Genomic DNA, 16,273 nt, shown 5'->3' with positions numbered 1-16,273 from the left:
AGTTTGTTTTTCCAACACATAAATCGCGGCTATGAAAATAAAAAGGAATCTCCACTCATTTTCTCCCTTTGTTTTCACGCGGCATGGGGCGAAAAAAGGATCCGACCGCTTCTATGCCCGGCCGTACCCTCTCTCCCACCTAAAAGATTCAGTTCTCTGTTTCTATTTTCCTTTTGTTTTTAACTCTGTCCAGTAACGATCATACTCTTTTAATTTATTGTCTACATCAACAAGCCACTCTGTACGAGCTAATTCGTCTTTCGATAAGAAAATCATATGATTATCACGATACTCTTTACTGTGAAGTTCCCATGCTTTTTCATTTGGATTACTATATCCAATGGATTCATAGTTTTTTACACTTACTTTTTCATCCATTAAGTAGTTCATAAACTTCTCGGCAAGATCTTTATGTTTCGCACCTTTTGGAATTGCTAATGTATCCGCCCAAATTGTACCGCCTTCTTTTGGAACAACATACTCTACATCTTTATTATCTTTTGCAATGAACGCTGCATCTCCAGACCAGACTGTTCCAATCCAAGCATCCTCTGTAATAAACTTTTGTTTAATATTATCTGTATCAAATGCAAGTAAGTTAGGAAGTAATTTTTGCAAGTCAGCAGCTGCTGTCTTTAACTCTGCATCATTTTGTGTGCTGTTTGAAAATCCATTCTTTTTCAGACCCACTCCTAACACTTCACGAGAATCATTTAATAAAGTAACATGTCCTTTATATTTCTCATTCCATAAGTCGCTCCAACTTGTTGGCGCTTCTTTTACATACTTTTTATTGTAAGCAATTCCTGTTACACCCCAAGTGTATACAAGCGAGTATTTATTCTCTGGATCAAATGAAGGTGTTTTAAAATTTGAAACAAGATTTTTTACATTTGGAATGTTCTTCTTGTCCAATGGCTCTAATAAATCCATTTTTGCCATCGTTTTAACCATGTAATCTGACGGTTGAATTAAATCATATTTTGCACCACCAGCTTGTAATTTCGCAAGCATTTCTTCGTTACTTGCGTATTTATCATAGTTAATTTTCACGTTATATTTTTTTTCAAAATCCTTTAACACTTGCTCATCAAAGTTATCAGCCCAGCTATAAATATTTAGCTCCTCTTTCTTTTCACCACAGCCAGCAAGTACACCGGCAACAAGGCTAAAGCTAATTGCTGCACCAGCTATTGTTTTCATCCATTTCATCGATTCATTGCCTCCTCGTTCTTTGTAATTCTCTCTTATAATGGAAGATGTCCTCCAGAGTTTTCTTCACCATCTGCACCTTTATTACGGAATATTTCCGATGCAACCATTAATCCAACAATAACAACAATTAATATTGTAGAAAGAGCATTAATTTCAGGTGTTACTCCGCGTTTCACCATACTGTAAATATATAATGGCAATGTTGTTGATCCTGGTCCAGACACGAAGAAACTAATCACAAAATCATCGATTGATAATGTAAATGTTAATAATGCCGCTGAAATAACCCCAGGTGCAATTCCTGGAAACGTTACATAACGAAACGTTTGCCATGGGGTTGCACCTAAATCATTCGCCGCTTCTTCTAAATCACGTCCCATACCAGAAAGACGTGCTGCTAAAATCACAACAACAAACGAAATACTAAATGTAATATGTGCAATAATAATGGTAACTTGTCCAAGTTCCATCCCAATTTGACTAAATAAAATGAGTAATGATAATCCCATTAAGATATCCGGAATTAGAATCGGTAAATATACAAGACCATTAATTGCTCCTTCAAAACGATATTTATAACGATGTAATGCAACAGCAAAAATCACGCCAAGAACCGTTGTCACAACTGTCGTCACGATTGCAATTGTAATACTATTTACAAATGCATCAATGACATCTTGCTTTTGAAACAAATCTGTATACCAATGGAAGGTAAATCCTTCCCATTCTGCGTTAATACGCGAATCGTTAAAAGAATATACCATTAGAACCATCATTGGAAAATACAAGAACAATAAAATCAACCAAGAATAAGATACTAAAAACTTCTTCATCTTTGTCTATTCCCCTCCGTTTCCGTATTTATATACTTTCGTCGCACGATAATATAAGTAAATTAACAGAACAGAGAACAGAACAACAATAATTGATAATGCAGATCCAAATGGCCAGTCACGCGCACCTAAGAATTGGTTTTGAATCACGTTTCCGATCAATGCTACTTTTGATCCACCCATGACGTCTGATACAACAAACATTCCGATAGATGAAACAAATACTAGAATCGAACCAGTAGCGACCCCTGACATCGTCATTGGCAATGTCACATTCCAAAATGCCTTCATTGGTGTTGCCCCTAGATCATATGCTGCTTCTAACTTACGTTTATCAAGCTGCTCAATCGCTGCATACACTGGTAAAATCATAAATGGAAGTAAAGAATATACCATTCCTAATATTACAGATGGTGTATTATATAATAAATTTAAAGGTTCATTAATAATGCCTAACTTCAGCAATAATGTATTTACAAGACCTTGTGAACGTAAAATAACAATCCATGCATATGAGCGCACAAGAAAGTTAATCCAAAACGGAATCGTTGCTAATAATAGAAGAATAGAACGATATTTACGATCAACAATTGTAATTGTATATGCAAATGGATAACCAATGAGTAAGCAAAGTACTGTTGTAATAACTGCAATTTTCACTGTTTCCCATAATGTATTCATATACAACGGATCAAACACGCGCGATATATTATCTAATGTAAATTGCATTTCCACTGTCCCGTATGCTCCACGCTGTAAGAACGCAAATGCTAATACGAATACAAGCGGAAATAAAAAGAAGATTAGCAACCATGTAACTGTAGGTAATGCGAGTAGTTTCCCTTTTTTCAATTTAAGGTCACCTCATCCTCTTGCTCCCAGCCTACATATACATTATCACCGATACTCCACTGCGCTGCTTCTTCGGCAGTTTGATATGCCATTAATAGTTCTGATGTTTTTTCATCGCGTACATAAAGCTTTTCCATATTTCCAACAAATTCAACATCTTCAATATGCCCAAGATGGTATTCTTTTAAAATCGGTTGCTCAACCGAACGTATTTTTACATTTTCAGGGCGCACTGCTACGTAGCTTTCCCCATTTTTTATAATATTATTTTCACCAATGAACGTCGCAACAAACAACGTTTTCGGTTCTTTATAAATTTCCTTTGGCGTTCCGATTTGCTCAATATGTCCTTTATTCATAACAACAATTCGATCACTCATACTCATTGCTTCTTCTTGATCGTGTGTTACATAAATGAACGTAATTCCTAAATTACGCTGCAAATTTTTCAATTCACGCTGCAAATCTTTTCTCAACTTAAAATCAAGCGCTCCAAGTGGTTCATCCAGTAATAACACACGCGGATTATTTACGATTGCTCTTGCAATTGCAACACGCTGTTGTTGTCCACCAGAAAGTTTTGCAGGCTTACGATTACGGAATTCAAGGAGCTGCGTTAAGCGCATCGCTTCTTCTGCACGTTCTTTTTGTTCTGCCGCTGATACTTTTTGCATCTTCATACCAAAACAAATATTTTTCTCCACCGTCATATGTGGAAATAATGCATAATGCTGGAACACTAGGTTCATATGACGCTTATAAGGTGGTAAATCGTTAATTCTATCCTCATCAAGTAAGAGATTCCCTTTTGTAGGAGTTTCAAAACCTGCAATCATACGAAGTAACGTTGTTTTCCCACACCCACTCGGTCCAAGAATTGTTAAAAATTCTCCTTCTTTAATATCTAAAGAAAGTGGTGGTATAATCACTTGATCTCCAAAATGTTTTTCTACTGCTTCAACTTTAATAATCTTTTTCATTTTCCCGTCCTATCTACCTCAAATTTTTAATCTTTATATTCATGAATAAATATTAGTTTTCTATCAATTCTTTTGTTTCGATCCAAACAAAAACGATTGTTTAACAGCGTCCTTATCTATTCTTTATGTAGTATGTTTGATTCATTTTCGCATGATACATATGTCGAACAGAAAAACCCCTTCAGGCGAGAAGGGGTTTTTATCATACGGCTACGCCTACTGATAAACACCATCATCATTTTAACAACTTTCGTATGAATTTTAAAGCACTTTTTGTAGAAGAATAACGAATTTTCATATCAAATACTGTAGATTGGGATAAAATGCTTTTATAGTGTGAAAATGTGCGAAAACTTTGTTTTCCATGATAACTTCCTAATCCACTGCTCCCAACACCACCAAAGGGTAGATATGGCGTAGCAAGATGATATACAACGTCATTTATACACCCACCGCCATATGAGACATTACGTGTAATTTGTCTTTGAATTTCTTTACTCTCTGAAAATACATATAAAGCTAATGATTTAGGTTGTCGCTGAATTCTTTCCACGATGTCTTCTATTTTCTCATACTCTATAATCGGCAAAATCGGACCGAAAATTTCATCTTCCATAACGGAATCCTGCCATGTAATATTCGTTATAATACTAGGCTCAATATGCAGAGTTTCCTCATTATATTTCCCACCAATTTCAACCCTACCATCTTGTAAGAAAGAACATAATCTTTCAAAATGACGTTTACTGACAATCCGAACGTAATTTTCATTTTGCAGTGGTTTTTCGCCATATTGATTTTTAATTTCAATTCGTAGTGCTTCAATAAATTGTTCTTTTACAGAAGAATGAACATATATGTAATCAGGTGCAACACATGTTTGTCCCGCATTCAAGAATTTCCCCCAAACTATGCGCCTTGCTGCTATTTCTAACTTTGCATCATTATGCACAATACATGGGCTCTTTCCACCAAGCTCTAACGTAAGGGGAATCAAACTTTTAGCTGCCGCCTCCATAACAATTTTACCCACTCCAACGCTACCGGTGAAAAAAATATAATCAAACGGCTCTTTTAACAGTGCTGTACTCTCCTCAATACCGCCTTCAACAACCGCAACAAGTTCAGCCGGAAATAACTCTTGTAACATATTTGCAAGAAGACTAGAAACATTAGGTGTCAATTCTGACGGCTTTAATACAACCGTGTTTCCAGCGGCTATTGCCCCTACAAGGGGTGCAACCGCAAGTTGAAAGGGATAATTCCACGGAGCCATTACAAGGGTAACACCATAAGGCTCTGGAACCACTTTTCCTTTCGAACCAACATGTGTAAGTGCGGTACGAACGCGCTTCGGCTTACTCCATGAAGAAAGATGTTTCACTAAAAATGAAATTTCCTTTAATACGTATCCAACCTCTGTCGTAAATGATTCATGATCTGATTTATTTAGATCCAATTTTAACGCTTGAAAAATATCAGATTCAAAACGCTGAATCCCTTCATATAATCTTTTTAAATGTTGCTTTCTTTCTTCTATATTTCTTGTGTGACCTTTATAAAAATATGACTTTTGCTCGTTCACAATAGAAGTGATATCCATCTACTATCCCCACCTTCTATATTTACATTGCCATTTCAACATATACATTACTGTTATGAAAACAAAAAGTGACCTACACTCATTTTCTCTCTTTGTTTTCACTTGGCATGGGGCAGGAAAAAGATCTGACCGCTTCTATGCTTGGACGGATCCTCTCTACCACCTTAAAAAAAGGTTGTATATTGATTCTTCAATATATATTCCACCTTTTACTTAACATTTTCCTATTCTTAAAGTTTAATTATATACGAGTTTGCATTTCATATAAAATACATTTGCTCATAAAAAAAGCTGTTGAAAGGAAAACCTTCAACAGCTTCTTCATAAATTAACGATATAAGCGAACTGCACCTGCAGACTTATCATCCGATTGGCCAACTACTTCAAATTTCAGGCCAAGTTTTGGTAAAATGCGTCCTGCATCTGGAATTTGCTTATTAATATAAGCTTTAGAATCGTCGAACTTCGCAACACCTGGTAGTCCACTGTATTCAAATGTTCCACGAGTTGGTGATACAACTTTCCATGCTGGTGTTTGATCGAAAGAGAACGCTGCATCAGCAATTTGATAACGTGTGCTATCTTTAAATGTTGGCTTACCATTTAAAGTTCCTGCAATTGCTTCAGGATGAGAATCAACTACACCAAGGAATCCGTATCCTGGATGCACGCCAACCCAGTTATCTGTATAGCTTGAGTCTGCATACCATACAACCATACCTGTGTTATATACTGGACCGCGAGCATATTTTAACGCTTCATCAGCACCAGCAGAGTTTCTCCACTCTACATAGTAGTTGTGCTTTTTCTTTTCAATTCCAGTAGAAGCAACGAAGCCATCTAGTTTGAATTTTGGTGTACCTTCTGCATCATCAGAGAATACAACATTACCATCTACTGTTAATGTTGCATTATCAAGAGTAAATCCATCTAATGCTAAACCACCATCAGTAATATATTCAAATACAAGCTTCACTTTCTTACCTTTAAATTGGCTTAAATCATAAGATTTGTCTACCCATTTTCCAAGAGTGGTATCTGCACCACCTTTTACATTTTTATTACCAATTGTATCGATTAATGTTTTCGACCCATCTTCTGCTACTGCATGTACTTCTAAGAGATCATAGTCTGTTTCAATTTCATATAATGATTTGTAATCAAACTTTGCATTTGTTGCATTTGTTAAATCAAATAAAGGTGTTTCTAATGTTGTATGAAGATCATCACCTTTTGTACTATAGTAGTACTTCTTACCAAACGCAGGCTGAATTCCTTTTACATCTTTATCCGGTAAATTAACACGGATCAGACCTGGGCGATCCGTTTTTGTTACGCTTTGATCTAAGTATGTTGCATAACCAATTCCTCGGTTTAACTTATCATAATCTAATTCCACAATATTCGCCCAGTTTCCACCAATTGTTTTTTGGAAGAACTCTTTGTTTTGCGGAGAGAAACTTGTTGGCGTTGTTCCAGCAATTTTACCTGCCCAGCTACCGCCACTCATAATAGACCATGACTGAACTGGCTCGCCGCCGCCAGAATATTTTGTATCATACTCATCTGGAAGACCTAAATCATGACCATACTCATGCGCGAATACACCAACTGCTCCATCTTCTGGTTCAATTGTGTAGTCAAACGCTGCCATTTTCCCATTCCAGTATGGTACTTTTGATTTTGTACCTTCTATTTCATATGGTTTTTGACCAACTGTCCAACGATGTGACCAAATTGCATCATCACCCAATTTGCCACCACCAGCTTCTTGTCCAACACCAGCATGGATAACCATTAAGTGGTCAATCAAGCCATCTGGTTGATTTTGATTGCCATCTTTATTTACATCATATTGATCAAATTGATCGAATTCTGATAAATCAAGACCGCTATCTACCGCTGCTTTTAATGCATCTTTGATCAGGTCACGAGGTCCTAGTGGTCCTTTATTATCATGACCATCTCCAGCATCTGCGCCGTAATCAGCAGCTTTTCCTGGAACTGTTAACCACTTTGTAACTGTTCCATCTACTGTATAGCTACCGCCAGATTGTTCCTCATAATACTTCTTAAATGTTTCAATTTTGCTTCCATCATCTAATGCAAATGGTTCGTCACCAAATAACATTTTTTGATAATGTTCTTGGTTAAAATCACTAGAATACATATAACCAGGTTCTTTATCAATATTGTTATGTTTGAAGTCAGCATACTCTACAAGTAAAACAAGTACTTTGTCTTTACGAACGTTTCCATTATACTCTTTTGCCTTTGCAGAAGTAGTTGGCACTTTACCATTTAATGCGCCTTTAGCGGGAACTGCTCCAGCTCCATTACCATTTGCTGGTGTTTCTAATTTTTCTTTTGTATCTGCCTTTGCATCTTTAACCTTCTTCAGGAAATCAGACGCTTCTTTTGTAACAGAATCCCCAGTTGTTTCTTCTTTTCCAGGTTTGTCACCCTTCTTTTTCTCTACATACTTTTCGACAGCTTTCTTTGTTTCTTCATTTGAAGCTGATGAATCAATCACTCCTCGGTTTTTAAGAGCATTAGCTAAGCGCTCTTCTGGAATTAAATGATCATCAATTGGACTTGTAGGTACTGTTTTTGCAGGTGTTTCTGCATAAACAGACTGGCTACCAGCCCCAAATGAGCAACTAAGAACAGCTGCTACAGCAAGTGTTGATAACACTTTAAACGGTTTCTTTTTCATCCCTTTTTTCCTCCCCCAATAAAATATGTACCAATATTTAGATAATAATAAAAATTCAGTAATTTTTCAATATTTTGTTTGATTTTGTGCTATTTTGTAACTTTTGTAACATTTTTGTAAAAATTACATGTTTTCCACAAAAATATTTCTCCATATATCAGTTATTTCTGAAGATATTGATAATTTTTGATAAAACTATTACAATTTCTTTATAGAATGACAAAACAATAACTTTTTATTGATTTTACCTACAAAATATACAATAAATTAACATTATTTTTACCAAATTAACTTTTCGAAATATTATAATGTGTTTAAAAGGTTGTTTATTTTGTACGATTCATTACATATTAGGGAGGAATACACTTTGTACAAAGAAAAGGCAGATACGCTAGATCAGGATTGGATTGATTTAATGCTTGAAGCTTTAGATGCTGGGATTGCTATTCAAGATATCGAACACTTTTTCCAACGTATGAACCAGCCTACCAGAAACTAGCAGAGGCGTTCTTTTTAACGAAATTTGTGTTATAATAATGACATCATAAGCCGACTACATACTTACAGAAAGGTGCACAAAGATGATAGGAGAACGTATAAAACGCCTTCGGTTGCAAAGAGGGATTTCTTTAACAGAACTTGCTGAAAAAGCAGGTGTTGCAAAGTCTTATATTAGTTCCATTGAACGTAATTTACAAAAGAACCCTTCCATTCAATTTCTTGAAAAAATTGCTAATGTTCTGCAAATTCCCGTGGATACGCTCCTTCATGACGAAATACCATCCGAAAATCAATTGGATTCGGAATGGACACATCTCGTCAAAGAAGCCATGAACTCCGGTGTATCAAAAGAACAATTTCGTGAATTTTTAGAGTTTACAAAATGGAAGAGAAATCAGAAATAATATATACGAAAAGAAGTGCATACTGGGGGGCACTCTTTTTTTAGTTACAAAAAAAGCGGGGAATCCCCGCTTTTTTGTCTGTTATTTCCTTATTGATTATCTCTCTTCGCCTTCAGTTTGGTTTGCATTGAATGTCCATTCTAAGTTTAATTTATCGCCTTGGAATTTATTTTGATCTTGACCATTTTCTTCAAATACAAATTGTACCCATAGGTAGTCTTCTGTTCCAGCTTCTAAGCCACCCTTTTCACCCCACTCTGGAGCAAAGATGTCTTTTGCTAGAAGATCTGGATCAGCATTTTGTAAGTCTGCTAATGTTGTTTCATATACAGGCTCGCTTTGTTTATCCCAGTTCCAAATAAATTTCACTTTAATATGCTTACCGAAATCTTCCCCAGCGTTATCGCCTTTCGCATCTGTAACTGAATATTTCGTTGCTAATTTAACATCTTTAATTGCTAACGTGCCGCTGTTCTTTAATAAGAATTCTTTCTTAACAGAATCGCCTGGTTTAAGGTCCTTAATATCTACAATTGTTTGAGGGTCCAAAGTAAGATCTAATGTACCCGCTGCAAACGTATTGTTCGATACTTCTTTGTCACTAAAGTAAGCGAATGTTCCTCCACCGATTAAAGATAATCCCAATGCCGCTGAAGCGACTCCCATACCTAATTTTTTCTTTAAACTCACTGTAAATTCCCCCTAGCTATTTTTTTTATTGTTATCTCTTAATGTAGGATAAGAGGTATAACCAATAGAACGCCTGTTATTTTTCTACGGCCAATGTATGTACAATACCCCTTGAATTTATCTGTTCTTTAAAAGCTACCTTATGTTCATTATAAAGAACGTAGAGGTGTAATTGCAACTATAAAATAATATTAATTTTGAAACTATTCTCTATTCATCCTTAAAAAGACTTAATCCTTCCGATACTTCATTTGAATATACTTTTTATAAAAATATAATCCACACCATACTAAGCCAAACCCTATTAAAATCATACTGCTTTGCTGCGTACCTGTACGTGGTAGCTGCCAGTTACTATTAGAATTTATGGATGCAGGAGGTTGCATTTGATTGATTCCCATTTCATTTTCGGTACCCTCACCATTGCCGGTTGGTCCCTCTGCATAAAAAATAAATTTTACTATTGTTTGTAATCCTTGATACTCATTTCCTAACTCTTTAGGAACATGTATCGTATAGATAAGCTCGTCAGTTCTATTAACTGCTAATGTACGCTTTTCCATACTTTGAAGTTCTTTTAGACTTCCCTCGTACAGCACTCCTTGTTTATCTTTTACAGTGACCGTAAGAGCTTCATATAATTTCGTAGACCCCTCTGAAGCCTCGCTCTTTATACTATATGATAATTTCTTTGTTCCTTCATTACTAATACGTATACTTCGATTTGCCCAGTCTCCTGGCTTCATATTTGAAACATGAAATAGTACTTCTTTGGGCTCAAGACTTATATCTATTTCTCGCCGCTCCTCTGCATACACTTGGTCAATATTTTTTGTAATACCAATGAAAACTACTAGAATCAGACATATACTCATGATAAATAACCACTTCTTATTCATGTGCATCCCTCATATAACAAGAATTGGTATGAAAAAAAGGCAGGAAAAACCTACCTTTTTTCTATCAATCCTATTATTTTTCTGACCCTTCTGTTTGTTCTGCTTCAAATGTCCATTTCAACTCAAGTTTATCACCTTGGAATTGATTTTGATCTTGCTTATTATCTACAAATTCATATTGTACCCAAAGATAATCGGAATCACCATGCTTCAAACCACCCTTTTCAGCAAACCAACCTGCAAAAATACTTTCTTCCACTGCATCTGGAGACATAGCCTTTAAATCCGCCAATGTCGTTGAGAAAATAGGCTCACTTAATTTATCCCAATTCCAGAAGAAATTCACACGGATATGCTTACCAAAGTCTTCTGAATTATCTCCTTTTGAATCTATTACATTATAATTAGTTAATAATTTCACAGTTTTTATATCTAATGAACCATTATTGACAAGCTTAAAGTCACGTGTCATTTTATCCCCTGGCTTAATATTATCAACATCAATAATCGTAGTTGGATCTACAGAAAGATCTAATGTACCTGCTGCAAATGTATTATTTGATACTTCCTTATCACTAAAGTATGCAAATGTTCCTCCACCAATTAAAGATAGTCCTAACGCAGCTGATGCAACACCCATTCCTAATTTTTTCTTAATTCCCATTCCATATTCCCCCTGAACTTCATTTTTTTATGTTAACCTCTACATTTGTAGAAGGTATAACCCAAAAATCAGTGGTTTTCATGTACAGCGCTTGAATCTTGTTTCTGCACTTCTTCTTTATTCTCTTCAGGCTGTTATAATACTGGATTGGTCTTTTTCGCTTATTGAGCTTGATTGACTTGTTCTTGTTTAGGGTTTGACGGTTGCTTTATTTCTTCTTGTTTGTTTGATTTTTTTTGCTCAGAAGAAGGTACGACTTGTTCTTGTGTAGGGTTTGATGGTTGCTTTGTTTCTTCTTGGCTGTTTGACTCTTTTTGCCCAGAAGACGGTACGACTTGTTCTTGCGTAGGGTTTGATGGTTGCTTTATTTCTTCCTGGCTGTTTGACTCTTTTTGCTCAGAAGAAGGTACGACTTGTTCTTGCTCTGTTTTTCCAGACGTGTTATTAACCTGTTGCGCTTTTTTCTCTTCTATTTTCTTTTGTAGGGTTAGAATAAATTCTTCCATTTTTTGTACTGATATTTGCTTATCAACATTATCCTTAATACTCCCTACTTTAGTAAAACCCGCTTGTACATATTGAAGCACTTGCTTACTTGAATCGCTATTATTTACTCTTACATTTTCTACTGATTGCTTATAATAATCTTCTATTTCTGTATATATGTGTTGCAAGGCTTCACGTTCCACTTTCACTTTTTCAAACTGTTCTCTCCATTGCTGCGCTTTTTGTTCGAGTACTTCTACAGAATCAGCTTGCGTTTCCTTATTCATTCCTTCAGTTCCATTTAAAATCAAATTCTCATGCTGTTGCGTTTCTTTCACCAAAGTATCAATCGTTTTTGGAAATACAATTGCAGTTGAAACAGTAGAATGTATTTTTGTCTCATTTACAAAAGCAGCCTCTGTATACGTAACTACTTGTGATCCCATATAGAAAGCTATTGAACACATACATGGTAACATGAGTATTGTTTTTATTTTTTTTGATGATTTCATCATTCCAACCTCTCCCATTACTCGCATTCAATTCTCTATAAAGAACATAATTTCATTATATAGAATAAAATCCGAAAATCAAATAAAAAATATAGAATTTTTTTACATTTTTGTGGCATATGGCCTTTTTGCATGGTAAAAAACCTAATTCTATCAATCTAATCTCTCGTATACATATCTCCGTATAATAGTTCGAAAATAATATATATAAATAGACTATCAATTTGATAGCCTATTTATATAATTATTTCTCGCTACCAACTGTTTGCTGTGCATCAAATGTCCATTTCAGCTCAAGCGTATCTCCTTGGAATCGATTTTAATTTTTTTCCATTATCTACAAACTCAAATTTCACTTTAAATGTATTCTTGTTTCCCGCCTTAATTCCCTTCTCCTTTAATAACTCCAAAAGTGCATCATTATTAACTGGTATTGAAGGTTTCTCCAATAATATCTTTATATTTATAATCTCTAAAATGGAGAAAATAACGGAATTATACAGATTGTCCTACATCTGCAGATTTCTTTTTCTTTTCGCTATCAATGCTACGGATTGCACTAAAAATAGAAATTGCAGAGTACCCAAGTAAACATATGCCTGGAATAATTAAAAGTAAGGCTGCTCCTGCTTTTGAATTCGCATAATTCAACAAATACCCCACATATGGAACTGTAATATTTCCATATTTCCCAATAACATTTTCTGCTAAGACTGGTTTTAAATCCGGCCCATTATTATTGTCACCTTTCGTTTCATACATTACTTTCCCATTTACGTTTTTCACATCAATAATACGGTGAGTTACAATTTTTTTATCGCTTTCTTTAAAAGTAATTACATCGTCTTTTTTATATTTAGATCCATCTTTCGTTGGTTCGATTGCAATAATTGACCCTGTTAAAAATGTTGGTTCCATCGATCCAGATAGTACTGTTTTAAATTGATATCCCATTACAGTCGGATCCCCGCCGCTTGCTTTTGATGAGATGACAATAAACGCTAAAAAAACCATTAACGCAAATAAAACAAATGAGATGACGTTACTCATAATCTTCCAAACTAGTTTCATCATTATCTCCTCCTCTTTATTATGTATATGCACGTAAAAACTAGGATATCCTAAGTTGTTCTTAAAAAAGAACTCAAGTCAATACTATAATGAACGAATGAAAAACGCAATAAAAAATAGGCAATTGATCATTGCCTATTCCACTTCTGAAACCGCATTCTTTTTAGCTCGTCTTACCACATATAAACCGATTATTATTAAAGCAATAATTCCAACTCCAATACTTACCATCAACCCAAAAGGATACGTAGGTTCAGCTGGCTTTATATTTTTTTTCGGCATTGCAAATGTAACATCTTCCTTAGAAAGAACATTAATACTTTCAATCTTTTGATTGTTTTTCGTCACGTCTACTATTCCAATTACATCCCCGCGATGAATCCCCTTTTGATATAGTTTTTCTTTATCAACCGGAGCCGTTCTAAAGACTGTTTTTACATTCTTACCTTCATCTTTCTTCAACATCAATTCTGCACTTTTTTCAAGTTCACAATCTATATTTTTATCTAAATATGTTGCTTTCTGATGCCAATTATTTTTATCTAAAACCATTTGCTTAGCAAATTGTGAGAAAGAATGATCTGCAATTTGACGCATATCTTCGTAAATCTCTGGTCTTTGTGACGCCATCACAACATTGACAATACGATTACCATCTTTCTCATTTAATAATACAAGTGTATTGCGTGCTTCATTTGTAAAACCTGTTTTTCCACCAATACTATATGGATTTTCGAAATAAGTAGCCTTATTAAAAATAGAAACCGTTTGTCTAGATGTTGTAACCGTTGTTCGTTTCGTATTCATAGCTTGTAAAATCTCAGGGTATTGTTGAACCCCTCTCGTGATCATTGCCATATCATATGCCGTCGTATAATGATTCGGATCATGTAAACCATTCGGCGTTACAAAATGACTATCCTTTGCTCCTAACTGCTTCGCTTTCTCGTTCATCATATTCGCAAAGTTTTCTATACTTCCGCCAATACGTTCACCAATTGCATACGCAACATCATTTGCACTTAATACCATTAAAATTGTTAGTGCTGTATTACGATTGATTGTTTCACCTACCTGAAATTCAAGTTGATAATTACTCTTTTCCTGATCTAATGCAGGTTGTGAAAACGTAAATTGCTCCTCTGGCTTCGTATGCTCCATTAATAAAATAGCAGTCAATACTTTCGTCATGCTTGCCGGAAATGCATGTTGATGTGCATTTTTGTCATACAAAACATCCCCTGTTTTTGCATCAATTGAAACTGCAAACTGTCCAAACACATTTGGACCCGGACCAGGTGCCGGCACTGGTTCAGTTCCAGTTTCAGCGTACAATGTCATAGGCGTTAAAAAGAATAAACAAATCACCATAACAAAAACCGAAATTTTCTTACAATTCACCATATGACTCTCCCTTTTCTATTTTCTTTTGCCTTATATACTAATTCTACCAATCCGACATTAAATTGGTATTTAAATGGAAAATTAATTGCCGTTTTTCACTATATCATAATTTTACAAGAAAAGACATAATCATACGCATAAAAATAAGAAGGACTCATTCTTACTTGTCCTTCTCATCAGCCAATAAATCTATTAAATTATTCCCTGCTTCCTCTTCTGTAATCTCATCGGTCATTCCCATGAAGGACCAACCCTTTGAATCTACCCATTCAATAAACTCATCTAAAAACTCATCATGAGAGACATCAACATCAAGAATCGCACCATTTATTGAGATCGTTCTATTTCTAGATACACGTATCTTGAAAGATTTTCTTACCATTTGTATATACCTCTTTAATCTATAAAGTATTTATAAACCTATTTTCTGTTTCTGTTATACCCTATTTCCACGAAATTGTAAAAAGAAGATCCTACCAAAACAAATATAAATTTAATATTTATTTGCTATGTTGCTTAATATAATCCTCATAAGTAGGTATTGCACTAGCATCACCAGCACCAGCTTTTGCACTGTTAAACACATCTCTCGCTTCCAATCTGTTTTGTCCGATATCAAGATCATGTAAAATACGGTGAACATATACTAAAGCTGTTGTATCATGATTTTGAATTGAAATATGAAGCAATTTTCTAGCTCGGTCTAAATCTTCCTTTAAATTGCCTTTAGTCAACGAGGCAGCTTCTTTTAAAGTGGTATCAATTAACTTGAATCCCCATTCGTTCACTTCCCAATCTGGAGCATCGGTCTTCTCTAGATTTTCATACCTTTCCCAACCAGTAATCGTATTTAAATCACTATGCGTTTCTCTTATCTTCATTCCAATATCTTTTGATTTATCTACCTCTTCGATTTGCTCAGTCTTTTCAGCATTCATTTCTTTCTTATCTGTTTTATAAAACAACATAATGCCACCGAATATTAATCCAAATAAAACAAGATACCCAACAAGAATAATTCCTTTTCCGCTCCTTCTAAACAATGTGACACGCCCCTTCAAATTATGTCCTATTTTAAATTATATCAATTTTAAATTGTATTATAGGATAAAATTAATATTCAACTTGATGAAACGCAAAAAATCACTTCAGCTTCATGAATGAGTAATTCTCTTACTATTTACTATTAAACTACATGAAAATGTGCTCCCAACAAAATATAAATGTGTTATTCTACCAGGTTCCATTTTAAACATTGTAGTTAAAAACTATTGTAAGGTGCCACTTAAGTTTGTATAATAAAATCAACAGAATTATCAGACATATATGAATTATCACTTTTATCATGATCCCGTAGCTCAGCAGGGAGAGCGCCACCTTGACAGGGTGGAGGTCGTGAGTTCGAGCCTCTCCGGGATCATAAAACTTAATAGTATCAAGGCT

At 35.0% G+C, this 16,273-nt stretch carries 16 protein-coding genes, 1 tRNA gene and 1 pseudogene; 3 read left to right on the top strand and 15 right to left on the bottom strand.

Annotation, left to right across the window (positions count from 1 at the left end):
* Nucleotides 1-162: 162 nt before the first annotated feature.
* The 6 genes from BPMYX0001_RS05875 to BPMYX0001_RS05850 all read right to left on the bottom strand — a co-directional run bounded on the left by BPMYX0001_RS05875 (nucleotide 163) and on the right by BPMYX0001_RS05850 (nucleotide 8,199).
* The gene (locus tag BPMYX0001_RS05875) at nucleotides 163-1,212 is read right to left on the bottom strand and encodes a polyamine ABC transporter substrate-binding protein (RefSeq protein ID WP_003196038.1); all 1,050 of its coding nucleotides are present in this window, start codon (nucleotides 1,210-1,212) and stop codon (nucleotides 163-165) included.
* A gap of 35 nt (nucleotides 1,213-1,247) precedes the next feature.
* Nucleotides 1,248-2,048, bottom strand: coding sequence for a spermidine/putrescine ABC transporter permease PotC (gene potC / locus BPMYX0001_RS05870; RefSeq protein ID WP_003206425.1), 801 nt, complete (start codon nucleotides 2,046-2,048; stop codon nucleotides 1,248-1,250).
* 6 nt (nucleotides 2,049-2,054) lie between these two features.
* On the bottom strand, nucleotides 2,055-2,900 hold the full coding sequence (potB, locus tag BPMYX0001_RS05865) for a spermidine/putrescine ABC transporter permease PotB (protein ID WP_018764143.1): 846 nt from the start codon (nucleotides 2,898-2,900) through the stop codon (nucleotides 2,055-2,057).
* Nucleotides 2,897-3,880 (bottom strand): spermidine/putrescine ABC transporter ATP-binding protein PotA, encoded by a 984-nt coding sequence (potA, locus tag BPMYX0001_RS05860; RefSeq protein ID WP_006094076.1) that lies wholly within the window; start codon nucleotides 3,878-3,880, stop codon nucleotides 2,897-2,899. Before potA ends, potB begins: the two co-directional genes overlap by 4 nt.
* Nucleotides 3,881-4,115: 235 nt before the next feature.
* Nucleotides 4,116-5,483 (bottom strand): aldehyde dehydrogenase, encoded by a 1,368-nt coding sequence (locus BPMYX0001_RS05855; protein ID WP_006094075.1) that lies wholly within the window; start codon nucleotides 5,481-5,483, stop codon nucleotides 4,116-4,118.
* Nucleotides 5,484-5,811: 328 nt separating this feature from the next.
* Complete coding sequence (locus BPMYX0001_RS05850; protein WP_006094074.1) at nucleotides 5,812-8,199, bottom strand: immune inhibitor A domain-containing protein; 2,388 nt, start codon at nucleotides 8,197-8,199, stop codon at nucleotides 5,812-5,814.
* 367 nt (nucleotides 8,200-8,566) lie between these two features.
* On the opposite strand from BPMYX0001_RS05850, the gene BPMYX0001_RS05845 reads away from it, so the two are divergent.
* Complete coding sequence (locus tag BPMYX0001_RS05845; protein WP_003196032.1) at nucleotides 8,567-8,698, top strand: anti-repressor SinI family protein; 132 nt, start codon at nucleotides 8,567-8,569, stop codon at nucleotides 8,696-8,698.
* A gap of 82 nt (nucleotides 8,699-8,780) precedes the next feature.
* Nucleotides 8,781-9,104, top strand: a complete 324-nt coding sequence (locus tag BPMYX0001_RS05840) for a helix-turn-helix domain-containing protein (RefSeq protein WP_003196031.1) — start codon at nucleotides 8,781-8,783, stop codon at nucleotides 9,102-9,104.
* A 96-nt stretch (nucleotides 9,105-9,200) separates the two neighbouring features.
* Here the strand turns inward: BPMYX0001_RS05840 and calY are convergent, their stop codons facing one another.
* The 9 genes and pseudogenes from calY to BPMYX0001_RS05800 form a co-directional block, all read right to left on the bottom strand.
* Complete coding sequence (gene calY, locus BPMYX0001_RS05835) at nucleotides 9,201-9,794, bottom strand: biofilm matrix protein CalY (RefSeq protein ID WP_003196030.1); 594 nt, start codon at nucleotides 9,792-9,794, stop codon at nucleotides 9,201-9,203.
* Nucleotides 9,795-10,024: 230 nt separating this feature from the next.
* On the bottom strand, nucleotides 10,025-10,693 hold the full coding sequence (locus BPMYX0001_RS05830; protein ID WP_033798749.1) for a TasA family protein: 669 nt from the start codon (nucleotides 10,691-10,693) through the stop codon (nucleotides 10,025-10,027).
* A 73-nt stretch (nucleotides 10,694-10,766) separates the two neighbouring features.
* Entirely contained in the window at nucleotides 10,767-11,357 is a 591-nt protein-coding gene (locus BPMYX0001_RS05825) for a CalY family protein (RefSeq protein ID WP_006094072.1), read from the bottom strand.
* A 161-nt stretch (nucleotides 11,358-11,518) separates the two neighbouring features.
* A complete protein-coding gene (locus BPMYX0001_RS05820) occupies nucleotides 11,519-12,355 on the bottom strand; it encodes a DUF4047 domain-containing protein (RefSeq protein ID WP_240516944.1) in 837 nt (278 codons plus the stop codon).
* A gap of 244 nt (nucleotides 12,356-12,599) precedes the next feature.
* Nucleotides 12,600-12,783 (bottom strand): annotated as a pseudogene (locus BPMYX0001_RS32235) (TasA family protein); the annotation flags it as partial.
* A 67-nt stretch (nucleotides 12,784-12,850) separates the two neighbouring features.
* Nucleotides 12,851-13,426 carry a signal peptidase I SipW gene (gene sipW, locus BPMYX0001_RS05815; RefSeq protein ID WP_016113886.1) on the bottom strand — a complete coding sequence of 192 codons (576 nt, stop codon included), beginning with the start codon at nucleotides 13,424-13,426 and terminating at the stop codon, nucleotides 12,851-12,853.
* 135 nt (nucleotides 13,427-13,561) lie between these two features.
* Nucleotides 13,562-14,830, bottom strand: coding sequence for a D-alanyl-D-alanine carboxypeptidase family protein (locus BPMYX0001_RS05810; RefSeq protein WP_033798747.1), 1,269 nt, complete (start codon nucleotides 14,828-14,830; stop codon nucleotides 13,562-13,564).
* 160 nt (nucleotides 14,831-14,990) lie between these two features.
* Entirely contained in the window at nucleotides 14,991-15,212 is a 222-nt protein-coding gene (locus BPMYX0001_RS05805) for a hypothetical protein (RefSeq protein WP_006094068.1), read from the bottom strand.
* A 118-nt stretch (nucleotides 15,213-15,330) separates the two neighbouring features.
* The gene (locus BPMYX0001_RS05800) at nucleotides 15,331-15,873 is read right to left on the bottom strand and encodes a hypothetical protein (protein WP_033798746.1); all 543 of its coding nucleotides are present in this window, start codon (nucleotides 15,871-15,873) and stop codon (nucleotides 15,331-15,333) included.
* A 304-nt stretch (nucleotides 15,874-16,177) separates the two neighbouring features.
* Here BPMYX0001_RS05800 and BPMYX0001_RS05795 point away from each other — a divergent pair.
* Nucleotides 16,178-16,250: transfer RNA gene (locus BPMYX0001_RS05795), tRNA-Val, on the top strand.
* Nucleotides 16,251-16,273 lie beyond the last annotated feature (23 nt).

This window comes from Bacillus pseudomycoides DSM 12442 (genome assembly GCF_000161455.1).
Classification (GTDB): domain Bacteria; phylum Bacillota; class Bacilli; order Bacillales; family Bacillaceae_G; genus Bacillus_A; species Bacillus_A pseudomycoides.
The sequence above is the reverse complement of the archived record's forward strand: the minus strand, read 5'-3'. Positions and strand labels throughout refer to the sequence as shown.

Coding starts and splice junctions, on each gene's coding strand:
- BPMYX0001_RS05875 (WP_003196038.1), bottom strand. CDS start 1,212: ATGAAATGGATGAAAACAATAGCTGGTGCAGCAATTAGCTTTAGCCTT.
- potC (WP_003206425.1), bottom strand. CDS start 2,048: ATGAAGAAGTTTTTAGTATCTTATTCTTGGTTGATTTTATTGTTCTTG.
- potA (WP_006094076.1), bottom strand. CDS start 3,880: ATGAAAAAGATTATTAAAGTTGAAGCAGTAGAAAAACATTTTGGAGAT.
- BPMYX0001_RS05855 (WP_006094075.1), bottom strand. CDS start 5,483: ATGGATATCACTTCTATTGTGAACGAGCAAAAGTCATATTTTTATAAA.
- BPMYX0001_RS05850 (WP_006094074.1), bottom strand. CDS start 8,199: ATGAAAAAGAAACCGTTTAAAGTGTTATCAACACTTGCTGTAGCAGCT.
- BPMYX0001_RS05840 (WP_003196031.1), top strand. CDS start 8,781: ATGATAGGAGAACGTATAAAACGCCTTCGGTTGCAAAGAGGGATTTCT.
- BPMYX0001_RS05830 (WP_033798749.1), bottom strand. CDS start 10,693: ATGAATAAGAAGTGGTTATTTATCATGAGTATATGTCTGATTCTAGTA.
- BPMYX0001_RS05825 (WP_006094072.1), bottom strand. CDS start 11,357: ATGGGAATTAAGAAAAAATTAGGAATGGGTGTTGCATCAGCTGCGTTA.
- BPMYX0001_RS05820 (WP_240516944.1), bottom strand. CDS start 12,355: ATGAAATCATCAAAAAAAATAAAAACAATACTCATGTTACCATGTATG.
- sipW (WP_016113886.1), bottom strand. CDS start 13,426: ATGAAACTAGTTTGGAAGATTATGAGTAACGTCATCTCATTTGTTTTA.
- BPMYX0001_RS05810 (WP_033798747.1), bottom strand. CDS start 14,830: ATGGTGAATTGTAAGAAAATTTCGGTTTTTGTTATGGTGATTTGTTTA.
- BPMYX0001_RS05805 (WP_006094068.1), bottom strand. CDS start 15,212: ATGGTAAGAAAATCTTTCAAGATACGTGTATCTAGAAATAGAACGATC.